This is a genomic window from Chitinophagales bacterium (genome assembly GCA_013816805.1).
In the GTDB taxonomy this organism is placed as follows: domain Bacteria; phylum Bacteroidota; class Bacteroidia; order Chitinophagales; family UBA10324; genus MGR-bin340.
Genome location: JACDDS010000008.1, coordinates 173,165 through 186,221 on the forward strand (window position 1 = coordinate 173,165; position 13,057 = coordinate 186,221).

The window sequence follows — 13,057 nt, forward strand, 5'->3', positions numbered from 1 at the left end:
TCTATTGAAAGAAGGTAAGCACTACCTTTCTTCCTCCTTCAAAAAACTCCACGCGGTCAGCAAGATGATTCATAAGATAGATACCACGACCGGTTGGGTTTTGAATGTTTTCTGGTAAGGTTGGATTTTTAATTTTTATCAGATTAAATCCAAAACCTTCATCTTCAATATAAAAGCTTAATATTCTTTTCCTCAGCTCAACCCTTACTTTAACCTTTTTTCCTGGTGACTGTTTATTACCGTGAAAAATAGCATTAGTCACCGCTTCACAGAGAGAGATTAAAATATTTGCCTCCATCTCTTCACTCATGTCGAGCTCTGACTTAAGGCGCTCTACAAGGGCTTCAATAATTTTAATGTTTTCCGGGAGCGATGTGAATTCCACATCGCGCGTTTGTAGCGTTTCTACCATAAGCAATACATTTGGTGTTACTTTTATTGCTGGAGTGCCTTAATATACTCTTCTACCAGATCACGATAAAAAGGTTTCAGGCTGGGCGGAACTGTTTTGTACAACTCCAGTTCAGCCTGGCGTTTTTTAAGGTAATCTTCAATTTCAGGTGGCATTTTCTTCACCATATCTTTTCCAGCATTCGATTCACGTTGTTTATCGGTTTCCCGTTGGCGTTCTGCATTCTCCGCTTCCAGCAACCTGGTAAGGATCTCCTGTTGCCTCTGTTGCATTTCAGCGGTAACTTGTTTGTTTAACAGTTCCGTTTCCGTCTTATCCATATCTTTTTGCAACTGGTCCAAATCTCCAAGAGAGTTCTTTCCATCTTTATTTAATTCTTCATTTGCCTGACGCAGTGCATCGCGGATTGCTGCTTGTTTAGCAGCCATTTGAGCAAGCTGCTGGTTCATTCCCTCATTTTGGCCGGGTGTTTTACCATTCGGCATTTTACCATTTTGCATTTGCTGGCTCAGCTGTTTTATCTGATCATTAAGTTGTCCCTGCATTTGTCGCATCGATTGCATGCTTTGCTTACTTCCTCCGGGTTTTTGACACATCTGGGTACCCGCCATCTTGCTTGCCTGCTGTTGCTGCATCTGTTGCATAATCTCTTCAAACATCAGTGCAAGATTATTTACTGATGTCATTATATATTGCTGGGATGAAGCAGCGACCAAAGGCTGACGGGCCTCAAGTGTTTGAATAGCACGATCAAGATTTTTATTGATATCACTAACCTGCTCATTTACAAAACTTTGAATTTGATATACGCGCTTACTCAATTGTTGAATACTATCTTCAACCATGCTAAGATCGTCAGCAAGGTCATGCTGGCTTTTCATGATTTGAAGATATTGTGGATTATAAATATTAACTCCTTTTGTTTTATTAATCAGCTCTTCCTGATCAAAAGATACCTTGATTAAATTTTCAAGGATTTGCCGCGTAGCTTGCATGTCCATTTCATTTTGCTGCATTTCCATACTTTGCTGGGCCTGCTGTATTTTGTCGGACATCTTTTCCATCTGATCAGCAGCATTCTTTTGATTTTGACTGGCCTTCTTTGAATTATTTTTTTGCATGTTCTGCTGCGCATTCTGCATTTCCTGCTGAGTTTGCTGCTGCTCTTGCTTTGTATCCGGCATGTCGTTAGGACTGTCCAATTGCTTATTCAAAGAATCAAGCTTATCCAATTGTTTTTGGACATCGGTAAAGTCATTCTGAATATCTTTTTGCTTATTACTTAAGGAATCCTTATTAGATTTCTCACTTAATTCGTTCTTTTTTGAAAGCTGATCTTCACGCCGGGATAGAGAATCCAGCTGATTTTTAGTGTCGTTCAGCTTTTGCTCAAACTCCAGCTGTTTAAAGAGCGATAGCATTCGATCCAACTCTTTTTTCAATTCATCATTCGAAACCTTTTGATTTTGCAGCTGGTCGAGTGTTTTATCCTTATTGAGTTGCTCGAGTAAATCCTGAAGCTTTTGCATCATTTCCTTCATCTCAGGATTAAGGACATTATCAAACAGCTTGTGCAGTTCATCCTGTTTTTGCTTTAATTCCTCATTATATTTTTTATAACCATCCTGGTTTGAGATATTTTCTTTAAAAGTTTTCTGAAGGCTTTCAATCTTATTGGTAAGGTTTTTCTGTTGCTGAAGCAGGTCTTCTATTTTTTTCTTATCCTCCCAGGACGGGTTTTTTTTGTTCAGCAAATCATTTTGCAATTTTTCATACTGATCATGTAAATCATCAGCTTCTTTCATGGAATTTTCAAGCTGGTTTTTTATCGCCTCATTATTTTCATCCGTTTTTTGCTCCATTTCTTTTTTTGAAGGCAACTTGTATGTCATGAATGAAGAGCGGGTAAACTTGCTTCCGTTCACTGCATCATTATCCCATGCTTCAAAAAAGTATACCAGGCGATCACCTGGTTCCAGACTCACAGTGCTTAAATCCCAAAATTGGCTAAACTGTATTTCTTTGCCATTACTGATCTTGACCGGAACAGATTGGTAGCCAATACCTGTATTTTCCGCTCCTTCCTTTTCAATTTTATATTTCAGATACAAGTTTCTTAACCCATAGTCATCTGATGCTGCACCAGCGAAATAGAGATATTTTCTCTCTGTACTGTCCTCGGTTTGATTTACCTGTATTGCCGGATAACGGTCAGGAATCACAGTGATAGAGTAACGGATTGAATCAGCATTTGGTAAATCTTCATTAGAAATAAAAAGGGTGTAGGGCGCATCTTTGAGCAATCTTTTAGTAAAATAAAATTGATCGCCTGTGTGTTCAGTAACATAAATTGAATCGCTGAGTGCAATATCAATTTTAGAAGTGTTTTGTGAAATGAAATTCCAATTTATACGGGTACCCTGGGGAACTGTGAAATCCCCCATATTCTGCATGGTCTCATTTTTCTTTCTAGTGTAAAGTGGATAAATTAACTCAGAACTGAACTTTACAATAATAGGTTTTGGAAGCACCTTAAGAGAATAATCTTTTGAACGAAAGGCCCCTGAAGAAAAATAAAAGTGAACATCATTCTGCGGCTTTACAATGGTATAATTAAAATTAGCAGCATTTTTTTTAGACAGCGGATATTCAAATCCATTTATGTTGATAAAAGCATCATTGGGCATTAATTCACCCTGAACCTTTACATCTACTATAAAGTCTTGGTATTGAACTGTTTGAAGCTTATTGTTTAGAATTGAGAATTGAAAAGGCGCCTTTCTTTCAAAATATTCCTGGTTGTGAATAAGCCGGAACGTACTGTCTTTAATAATATCCGGAGAAGAAAATAGGATGAAGGCAAATGCCATCACCGGCAGCACGAGATATCTGAGATTTTTTTTATTAAGTGATAAGTTAATCGCGGAGGTGAAAGGAACCGGTTTAAGCGTAATTATCTTTTGATCAATACTGGCTTGAATCAAGGAGGCATCCTTTACATCGCCTGACAGCCTTTTCAATTGCAGTATGTTTAACAGCCGGTCTTCCACCTCCGAAAAATGAGAACCTATAATACCGGCTGCTTTTTCATGAGAAATAATTTTACCCAGCTGAAAATAATGGATAAGCGGTAAAATAAGCCATTGCACAATTATAAAAGATGCACCGCATAAAAATCCGAAGAACAATATGGAGCGCACTAATGAAGAAAAATAACTGTAATATTCAAGAACGTCAATTACAAGGAAGGCAGCAAGCAATAATGCACTTGCATATATGGCGCCCCGTATCAGCTGATTAATATAATATTTGCGAATGAACTCATCTAATTTGCGGATGAGCAAATGATAATTATCATTCATAAGAGAAAGCAAATTACCGAAGAAAACTTCAACGTGTCAAATTAGAAATTATTCCGCGCTGCAACAAATACTGGTATGAAGAAAAAAACTATATATTTTTAACATTAATTTCTAAAACGCAGCTCTGCGTGCCTTTTTCTTCTGCTCTGGTTTAAAAGTGTAGCCGACACTTGCGCCTATCCACGGTACAATTTTTTTCTTATATAATTCTAATTTCTCCACAGGTAATAGGGAAGAATAAGTATTATTAATTCCCTTTACAGGATACATATCCAGCTTCACAAATAATCCACCATGCTCAATATCCTGATAACGACCTCCAATAGAACCGATAAAAAAATGCTCAAAATGTATAGATGTATAATGGTCGATCATTCCCTGATCATAATACCATAATAATCCCCCTAAATAATTTATTCCTAATTCTGCAAAAAATTTGTGAGTGCCATAAAGCAAGTTTTCCCTGAATAAGAGAAAATCAAAATGCTGATGTCCTGTTCCGAAAGATATACCACTTTCAAAGGATAAAAAGATTTTTTTAACCGGAAGCTTTAAAGTAAAATCTCCATTTAATGAAATTCTTGTACCCAAACCCAATCCTTCTATAAATAAGGTACCCGCTTTCTGTCTCAATTGAGAGGAATCCTGAGCAAGAACATGTACTGAAAAAAAATAAAAAACAAGCAATAAAATTTTCATTGTCTTTAATTCAGGAAAATTCTATTAAACATTCAAAATTTTATTAAATATAATAAAACCTATAATACATTTCTGTGATAACAGATGGAAATAATTGTTATTGTATTTCAGGCCTCTTAATAAAATTTAATTCAGAACAGATTCTTAAAACATATTCATTTTATAAATTACTCCTCTTTCCTTTAAGTAATTCATCATGAACCCGTAGCAGTTTTCGCTCCTGCCTATAAACTCCGGAGGACTAACTCCTTTTTCAGAATACAAACCTTGTAACACCAAAGTAGCTGCGGCCGTGCACGTATATCCGGTCGTCCTTGCCATAGAAGAAGTATTACTTGCAGTATCGTATTGATCAAAAAGGTCGTAGGTATATTTTCTTTTTACGCCGTTTTCGAACCCTTCCACGATAACGTGCATAAGAGTAAATTCTTTTTCACCGGGTAAATAGCTCCATTGCGGAAATAGTAAATGTGCAGTCAACTCAATCGGGGAAATTTTATTTCCATTTATCTCTATTTCATTTTTACTCAGGAATCCCATATCGCGCATGTTGCGCATAATATCGATGTGACCAGGATAGCGCAGCGTTTTTTCCTTCATATTAGGAATTTTAATGGTATTCACCAATGATCGAAGACCATCGGTGTTAAAGGCTTCCAGGGTACCAATCTGATCAAACTCAATCAACTCAGGTTCTGAAAGCGCAGGACGAACCACCATTTTGCCATTCTCGACAATCCTCGATGGCCGGATGTATTCTTCCAGTACATCGATCGGTGAAAAAGGCGCCTTATATTGAAATGGCAAAGTGCGCGTAAAGGGTAATCCACCCACCATACATACAAAATTTTCAACGTTCATTCGCTCATTGTGAAACCCTAAAATAATGTTGTCCATCCCGGGAGCTACGCCACAATCGACGATTGCAATAACATTATTTTTAATAGCTAGCTCATTTAGTGAGAGCGGGTCTTCAGGGAAAAATGAAATATCGACGATATTTTTTCCAGAATTAATGACAGTTTGAACCATCTTAAAGCCCATAAAACCCGGAACAGCACCTACTATCAAATCGGCATCAGCAATTACTTCTTCTATTATTTTCGAGTCAGAGAGATTTGCTTCCACTGTATTGATACTGTACTCCTCTGTTAATAAATCCAAGTTTTTTTTATTTATATCCACCGATGTAACAGAATAGGATTTTGAGAGGTCAATTGCCATTGCCCGGCCAACCATACCTGCACCAAGAATAATTACCTTTTTCATTTTTAAATTCAGATTTATAATGAGAGAATATGGCACCCTGCACGATGCCTGCTCACCGCTTACAGCCTCCAGTCAATTGGGGCTATTTGATGTGACTTCAGATATTCATTTGCCTTTGAGAAATGCCTGCATCCGAAAAAGCCGTTATCAGCACTATAAGGTGAGGGGTGCGCTGCTTTCAGAATCAGGTGCTTACTGGAATCTATCAGCGAAGCTTTCTCCTGCGCAAATTTGCCCCACAACATAAAAACCAAATGGTCCCTTTTAGCGGATAACTGTCGAATGGTTTCATCTGTGAAATGCTGCCAGCCAAGATCTTTATGGCTCGATGGTTTATTGGCCTGAACAGTAAGTATGGCATTCAGTAAGAATACTCCTTGCTTCGTCCACTTTTCAAGGTTGCCATGGTCAGGGATTTGAACACCTGTATCGTTTCTTAATTCCTTAAAAATATTAACTAAAGATGGTGGCTGCCGGACACCTTTTGGAACGGAAAAGCAAACTCCATGAGCTTGTCCGGTGCCATGATAGGGGTCCTGCCCTAACAGCACCACCTTTACCTTATCGAAGGAGGTTAAATTATATGCATTGAAAATTAATTGGCCTGAGGGATACATTATTTTCCCTTCCTGCTTTTGATTTTGTAATGAGTTTTTAATCGATTGGAAATAATCTTTGGAAAATTCTTCTTTCAAAACCTCTTTCCATGAAGGTTCTATTTGAACATTTGGAATTTCGACTGCTGGCATTATTTATAACTTGAATTCCAAAATTAAAAAACAACTAATATCCGCCGTTGAATTTCCTGATTCCCCATTCCAAAGTCATTAAAATTAATAAAGGAAGAAGAAGCCAGCGAAGGTTGATAAGTGGCTGGGTGCGGGTTGAACTATACAAGATGGGTTTTATTTCCTGTTTTGCCTGAACAACTTTTAAGAGCTCATTGGTTTGCGATGGGTAAAATAATTTACCGCCTGTCTTTTCGCTGAGCGCATAAAGAAGCTGATGGTTAGCACGTGTACTTAAAAGTTCAATCTGTGTAGGAGCTACCGAAAAGGTACCCGCATGAACTAAATCTTTTTTATTGTAAATCACATGTGCTTTATATGAATAATTTCCTGCGGGGAAGTTTCCTGCATTCAAAGAATAAGAATTGGAAATTTTACTAAATACAAAAGGATATTCTTTTCCCTGTTCATCTTTAATCATCATGGATACATCAGGTTCATTTAAGAGCTCATTTGATTCATTTAATAGTTCAGCATCGAATATTACGGATTCATCTTCACTGAAAATCCGGTTGCCGGTAGCCTGGCGTTCTTTTTCCAGATGGACGCGGAATTGCTGTTCATCGGGCTTTATTGAAAGAAACTGAATTACTGCTGAAATGAGTGCATCAAATGCTTCATGATTGGCATTTTGCAAATAATCATACAGTCTCCAGCGCCACAATCCTTCTCCGGCAATTACGCCGCTGCGGCCATTTAGATCCTGCTGTAAAAGAATAAGCGGATAAGCAGTTGAGACGGCTCCAATTTTCTGTCGCAATAAAACGGAGGCGCCCGGAGATACCCTGTAATCTGCAAACGGGGAAGCTAACGGAGGTAACCCCGGGATTAATTTCAAGACATTATCCGGTAAAGTAAACAGGGTAAACGTATTTTCTACGGAAGCCACTGCATCTGTTGTAGACCCATTCCCCCCTGAAAGGTTTACCATCGATTGCAAATTGTTGAAGACGGAGGTATTTGTTTGAGCCCCGAGGATAAAAAGAATTGATTTTTTTTTCGCTTTGATGCTTTGAATCAGTGAAGAAACATTTGCCTGTTGCGCAGATGGAATTTCATGCAGAATAAAGAGATTATAGTCGTTAATATTTCCAGGAACATTTCCATTAAAGAAAATCTGTACTTCATAATTTTTATTGATCTCAATAGATTGCTTTATAGCCGCAATATCAGGATGCGGGGCATTTGCAAGAATGCATATCTTTTGTTTCTTTTCCACCACCTCAACAAAAATATCCCTGACATTATTTTGGTCAGAAGCTTCGTTTAAAAGATGTGAAAGCCTTATCTGGTAATGGATTACACCTGCCTCATTGGCCCTGAGCAGGAATTCGCTGGCATTTTCTTCCTCATCACCCTGGATAGATATATTTTTCTGATCTATTGTATTTTCTTTTCCATTCACTATTCTGCTGATAACAATCGTTGACTGCTCATTCGGACAAAAGAGTGCCTGCCATTCAACCTTAACAGGAAAATAGTCATTTAAAAATACCGACCGGTTAAACCTCACCCCTGAAATAAGCAGATCCCGCCTGGTAGTAGTATCTCCCAGTCCAATCGTATAGATCGGCACATTTACACTGCTGTTTACATATACCGGATTGCTGCCCTGGTTATAGATACCGTCGGTGGCGAGGATAATGGTACCAAGATTTTGGTTAGAATAAAGACCTTGAATCTCACTTAAAGCTGCTGCAATGTTTGTAGCTTTTTCGCTATAGGAAAAATCGATGCCTTCTTTAAGCGAACTGCCAAAAGAATAGTTTTTTACATCATAGTTTTTAGACAAATTGTTTACTAAGTCACGAATATGATTTGCATATTGAAGAGAGTCTGCTTTTGTTTGATTTAAATGAACAGATTCTGAGTTATCCTGCGCAAAAACTACGATTGGCTTTTCTATCCGGTTAGAAACCGTTCTGATTAAGGGAGATAACAATAAAAAGGCAATGGTACTTATAGCCAGAGTCCGTAAAACAGCCAGCATCCAAATTACCTTTTTAAAAGATGCTCCAAGCTCCCGAAACTGACTTTCACGATAGTAAAGAATAAATGCATAGATAACACCCAGCAACAGGCATAATAGGATGTACCAGGCAGGATATGGTAAAGTCAGGTTCACTTTATGGCAGCTAAAAATTATGGATAATTAACAAATAAAATAAGGTCTTTATCAGCAAACACCCGGAAGAAGAACAGTTTTGAACGTATAATAAACTGTTCAAGTATTCAGTCCTCCGCAAACAGAAATTACCTGTCCGTTTACATAGCTCGAAAGGTCAGATGCAAGAAACAAGCAAACTTTTGCAACCTCCTCCGGTGTCCCCTGACGCCCGAGGGGAATATTTTTTTTGAATTGTTCTTTTACTTCATCACTTATTGCATGAGTCATATCAGTTTCTATGTACCCGGGAGCAATAGCATTACAGCGGATATTACGCGAACCCAGCTCTTTTGCAAGAGATTTGGTGAATCCTATAATTCCTGCTTTAGATGCAGAATAGTTCGTTTGACCAGCGTTGCCCGTAATACCGACAATAGAGCTCATGTTGATAATAGAACCGTTACGCTGCTTCATCATAGGCTTGCTTACATTTTTTGAAATATTAAAAATGGATTTAAGGTTGGTGTCCATCACTTCGTCCCATTGCTGTTCGCTCATGCGCAGGATTAAATTATCCCTGGTAATGCCTGCATTATTTACCACTATATCTATGGTTTTAAATTCCAAAAGCACATTGTTTACCAGTTTTTCTGCTTCGGAATAAGAAGAAGCATCGCTCTTATACCCTACTGATTTAACTTCCATTGCCCGTAACCTGTTTTCCAGTGTCAGCGCTTTTCCTTCGGAAGACAAATAAGTAAAGGCAATATGGGCACCGTGCTCTGCAAACTTTTTTGCAATGGCCTCGCCAATGCCGCGTGACGCGCCGGTGATCAGAGCAGTCTTTCCCTCAAGAAGCTTCATAAATGAAAGGTGAAAAGGTTAGAAGTTAAAGGTTAAAAGTGAAAAGTGAAAATTCCTGAATGCACAATACAAAAAAGGTCAACTTAATTGATGGTTAGCTGCAAAACCATAGCTTATTTAATTAATAAATGTGATAGCAGTATGTGATTTACCGTTCTCTTTGCGGCATTCACTTTCTAATCGCCTTCATCATCATTTCCCCAATTACGGCCGGGCTTTCGGCAACCGTAACTCCGCATTCCTTTAATATTTGAATCTTGGCTGCTGCTGTATCGTCCGCTCCGCCGATGATGGCGCCTGCATGACCCATTCTCCGTCCTGGCGGGGCAGTTTGCCCGGCAATGAAACCGACTATGGGTTTGGTACCATTAACTTTTATCCAGCGTGCTGCTTCAGCTTCCATGCCGCCTCCTATCTCCCCAATCATTACAATTCCATCCGTCTGGGGGTCATTCATAAACATCTCCACTGCCTCCCGCGTAGTTGTGCCGATTATGGGATCACCGCCTATACCTATGGCGGTGGAAATACCCAAACCGGTTTTACATACCTGGTCTGCAGCTTCGTAAGTAAGCGTACCGGATTTCGAGACAATTCCAATATTACCCGGCTTAAAAACGAATCCAGGCATAATGCCCACTTTTGCCTCATTGGGAGTAATTACTCCCGGACAATTCGGTCCGATCAGGCGGCAGTTCTTACCATTTAAATATTCCTTTGCTTTCACCATATCCTGAATGGGAATGCCTTCTGTAATACAGACAATCACCTGGATTCCTGCGTCAGCGGCTTCCATAATGGCATCAGCAGCAAAAGCCGGCGGTACAAAAATGATAGACACATTTGCACCTGCCTTCATAACGGCATCTTCAACTGTATTAAATACCGGCCTCTCAAGATGACTTTGTCCGCCCTTACCCGGGGTAACGCCGCCCACAACGGTAGTTCCGTATTCAATCATCTGCGAAGCATGAAAAGTACCTTCCTGACCTGTGAAACCTTGTACAATAACTCTTGAATCTTTATCAACCAATATGCTCATAACTCTTCTTATAAGTGTTGTTCTGTTAAACTATTATACTCTTTAAACCGATGCAATTATTTAAGCCTTATTTTCTATCTCCCGCATTTCACGAAGAAATTTAGAAGCAAATACAAAATCATTAAATTCCTGGTTGGTGCTGTGAAATACTTCGTAGCGATTCCCCTCCCAGCACTTAATTCCACGGTACAGGAATAAAATGTAATCACCAATGCCCATTACGGAATTCATATCGTGTGTGTTTACAACGGTTGTAATGGTGTATTCAACCGTAATTTCATGAATAAGCTCATCAATTAAGATGGAAGTTTGAGGGTCAAGGCCTGAATTAGGCTCGTCACAAAAAAGATACTTTGGATTAAGCACTATGGCTCGTGCAATACCTACGCGCTTTTTCATGCCGCCGCTTAATTCGCTCGGAAGTAATTTATTAGACCCTTTAAGATTGACACGATCCAGGCAAAAATTCACCCGTTTCAGCTTTTCTCTGGTTGTTTGGTTGGTGAACATATTGAGCGGAAACAATATATTCTGTTCCACGGTCATGGAATCGAAGAGAGCACTCCCCTGGAAAAGCATTCCTATTTGGGTGCGGATAGCTTTTCTTGCGCTTTCATCAGCAGATGCAAGGTCAATATAGTTATCATAAAGGATGGAACCTCCGGATGGGTTCATCAAGCCAACCATGCATTTCATCAAAACCGTTTTCCCGGAACCGCTGGCGCCGATTACCAGGCTGGTTTTGCCGGGCTCAAAATTTCCTGAAATTCCTTTCAGCACTTCACGGTCGCCAAATGATTTCCGTACGTCCTGGATTTCAATCATAATAACATTTGTGCGAGCAAATAGTCAAAAATAAGAATGAGAATACTGATAATTACTACAGCACTGGTTGCAGATTTACCGACTTCCAGCGCGCCTCCCGAAGTGGTGTAACCCATATATGCAGCTACAGATGAAATAATAAAACCAAATGTAGTGGCTTTAATTATGGCAAAAGTAACTGTGAAGGGAATAAAATATTGAATGGCTCCCTGTATAAATTCAGTACTTGTTAATGCCCCTGCCAGCTCACCGATAATATAACCTGAATAGATCTGAATGTACCCGGAAACAATCACCAGCAACGGAACCATCAAGGTAGAAGCAAGTACTTTTGGAAGGATAAGGTATGCTACGGAATTGACTCCCATGATTTCCAAAGCATCTATCTGCTCTGTGATGCGCATGGTACCCAGTTCTGAAGCAATACTGCTTCCTATTTTTCCCGCAAGGATTAAACAAACAACGGTAGGCGCCATTTCAATAATGCTGGTATTGGTTACAATAGAGCCAATGATGGATTTGGATAAAAGAGGAGTAGTGAACTGAAAAGCAGTTTGAACGGTAATTACCGCACCGAGAAATAAGGAAATGATTATTACAATTGCAAGAGACCCAATGCCGATTGCCACCATCTGGCGCATCAGCTCTTTCCAGTATAGTGTTGGTTTTTCAGGCCGCACAAACATACGGCGCATGAGGATGAGGTAACTGCCAAAATTTTTAAAGAATAAAAAAACGCTCATTTCAACTAGTGACGGCGCCAAAAATACTTTTTTTATCAGAAGGATTTAAAGGGTAAGTAGTACTTACAGCAGATGAACCATCAACTAACCATTAAGATGGAGATTAATTGTTCCATACCGCCCTAAAACAAATTTACTGTATTAGATAATTATGTATCTTGATTAGAGATTTATAGTATGTATAAGAAAGTTTTACTTCTTCCACTTATTTTCCTTAGCAAAATCTTACAGGCCCAGGTTTACACCGTACCTGGCGCTCAAATACAGCCGGCATGGGTTTTTCCTTTATGGTTTGAAGATGGCAGCGGAGCGAAGGACACCTTATATTTTTGCTATGATCCGGATGCTGATGTTCCGTATGCCGATACAATATTCGGAGAAAAAAAAGAGATTTTAGATAGCATTAAGTTTCAGGCGTATTATTGGTGTGCACTTGATTCAAACCATAGTGCATATAGAAAAATTACAACAATTTATTTGGGAAATGGGGCAAATATATGTTTTCTAAATGTTCAGATGCCTTTAACGTTACGTTGGGATTCTAAGGTTCTGAACAGTGACTCTCTGCCATTTCCTGATCAGGCGCCTGCTCCCCGCGCAGAAGGTGTTTTAGCGTATGATCTGCCCATGGAGATTAACATGTGCTCCTTTGAATTGCCTCTTCTTATGACAGACACTACGCTTTATGCCTGGGACACCCTTTGCAGCTTTAGCGACAGTATTGTGTTTGAGGGACCAAGCGCTTCTTACCTGAGCTTTCACGTTGAGCCCTGGAAAGGAATTTTATTAGGAGTTGATAACAGTGCGGATAAGCAGGAAAAGTTTTTTGTCTATCCCAATCCGATGCATAACGAATTACAGGTGATAGCAAAAAATGTTAGTGCAAGTGCAGTAATAAAAATTATGGACATGCTTGGCAATGTTCGCCTCAGTGAAACAATGAGAT

Annotated in this window: 11 protein-coding genes; 1 reads left to right on the forward strand and 10 read right to left on the reverse strand. The window is 39.2% G+C overall.

Going from position 1 to position 13,057, the window contains the following annotated elements:
- Position 1: 1 nt before the first annotated feature.
- The 10 genes from H0W62_08780 to H0W62_08825 all read right to left on the reverse strand — a co-directional run bounded on the left by H0W62_08780 (position 2) and on the right by H0W62_08825 (position 12,111).
- Entirely contained in the window at positions 2-412 is a 411-nt protein-coding gene (locus H0W62_08780) for an ATP-binding protein (protein MBA3648632.1), read from the reverse strand.
- Between the two features lie 23 nt (positions 413-435).
- Positions 436-3,774 (reverse strand): DUF4175 domain-containing protein, encoded by a 3,339-nt coding sequence (locus H0W62_08785; protein ID MBA3648633.1) that lies wholly within the window; start codon positions 3,772-3,774, stop codon positions 436-438.
- Between the two features lie 111 nt (positions 3,775-3,885).
- Positions 3,886-4,473, reverse strand: a complete 588-nt coding sequence (locus tag H0W62_08790; GenBank protein MBA3648634.1) for a hypothetical protein — start codon at positions 4,471-4,473, stop codon at positions 3,886-3,888.
- Positions 4,474-4,617: 144 nt separating this feature from the next.
- Positions 4,618-5,742 (reverse strand): saccharopine dehydrogenase NADP-binding domain-containing protein, encoded by a 1,125-nt coding sequence (locus H0W62_08795; GenBank protein MBA3648635.1) that lies wholly within the window; start codon positions 5,740-5,742, stop codon positions 4,618-4,620.
- A 59-nt stretch (positions 5,743-5,801) separates the two neighbouring features.
- On the reverse strand, positions 5,802-6,491 hold the full coding sequence (gene ung / locus H0W62_08800; GenBank protein MBA3648636.1) for a uracil-DNA glycosylase: 690 nt from the start codon (positions 6,489-6,491) through the stop codon (positions 5,802-5,804).
- A 34-nt stretch (positions 6,492-6,525) separates the two neighbouring features.
- A complete protein-coding gene (locus H0W62_08805; protein MBA3648637.1) occupies positions 6,526-8,655 on the reverse strand; it encodes a hypothetical protein in 2,130 nt (709 codons plus the stop codon).
- 99 nt (positions 8,656-8,754) lie between these two features.
- Positions 8,755-9,501 (reverse strand): 3-oxoacyl-[acyl-carrier-protein] reductase, encoded by a 747-nt coding sequence (gene fabG / locus H0W62_08810; GenBank protein ID MBA3648638.1) that lies wholly within the window; start codon positions 9,499-9,501, stop codon positions 8,755-8,757.
- 169 nt (positions 9,502-9,670) lie between these two features.
- Positions 9,671-10,543 carry a succinate--CoA ligase subunit alpha gene (gene sucD / locus H0W62_08815; GenBank protein MBA3648639.1) on the reverse strand — a complete coding sequence of 291 codons (873 nt, stop codon included), beginning with the start codon at positions 10,541-10,543 and terminating at the stop codon, positions 9,671-9,673.
- A 60-nt stretch (positions 10,544-10,603) separates the two neighbouring features.
- A complete protein-coding gene (locus tag H0W62_08820) occupies positions 10,604-11,368 on the reverse strand; it encodes an ATP-binding cassette domain-containing protein (protein ID MBA3648640.1) in 765 nt (254 codons plus the stop codon).
- A complete protein-coding gene (locus H0W62_08825) occupies positions 11,365-12,111 on the reverse strand; it encodes an ABC transporter permease (GenBank protein MBA3648641.1) in 747 nt (248 codons plus the stop codon). The genes H0W62_08820 and H0W62_08825 overlap by 4 nt, the downstream gene beginning before the upstream one ends.
- Before the next feature lie 177 nt (positions 12,112-12,288).
- Between H0W62_08825 and H0W62_08830 the strand changes: the two genes are divergently transcribed.
- Positions 12,289-13,057 (forward strand): T9SS type A sorting domain-containing protein (locus H0W62_08830; GenBank protein MBA3648642.1); only part of this gene is annotated, 769 nt, incomplete at its 3' end.

Excerpts from the sequence above, each read along its gene's own strand:
- H0W62_08780 (MBA3648632.1), bottom strand. The coding sequence starts at position 412 with ATGGTAGAAACGCTACAAACGCGCGATGTGGAATTCACATCGCTCCCG.
- H0W62_08785 (MBA3648633.1), bottom strand. The coding sequence starts at position 3,774 with ATGAATGATAATTATCATTTGCTCATCCGCAAATTAGATGAGTTCATT.
- H0W62_08790 (MBA3648634.1), bottom strand. The coding sequence starts at position 4,473 with ATGAAAATTTTATTGCTTGTTTTTTATTTTTTTTCAGTACATGTTCTT.
- H0W62_08795 (MBA3648635.1), bottom strand. The coding sequence starts at position 5,742 with ATGAAAAAGGTAATTATTCTTGGTGCAGGTATGGTTGGCCGGGCAATG.
- ung (MBA3648636.1), bottom strand. The coding sequence starts at position 6,491 with ATGCCAGCAGTCGAAATTCCAAATGTTCAAATAGAACCTTCATGGAAA.
- fabG (MBA3648638.1), bottom strand. The coding sequence starts at position 9,501 with ATGAAGCTTCTTGAGGGAAAGACTGCTCTGATCACCGGCGCGTCACGC.
- sucD (MBA3648639.1), bottom strand. The coding sequence starts at position 10,543 with ATGAGCATATTGGTTGATAAAGATTCAAGAGTTATTGTACAAGGTTTC.
- H0W62_08820 (MBA3648640.1), bottom strand. The coding sequence starts at position 11,368 with ATGATTGAAATCCAGGACGTACGGAAATCATTTGGCGACCGTGAAGTG.
- H0W62_08825 (MBA3648641.1), bottom strand. The coding sequence starts at position 12,111 with ATGAGCGTTTTTTTATTCTTTAAAAATTTTGGCAGTTACCTCATCCTC.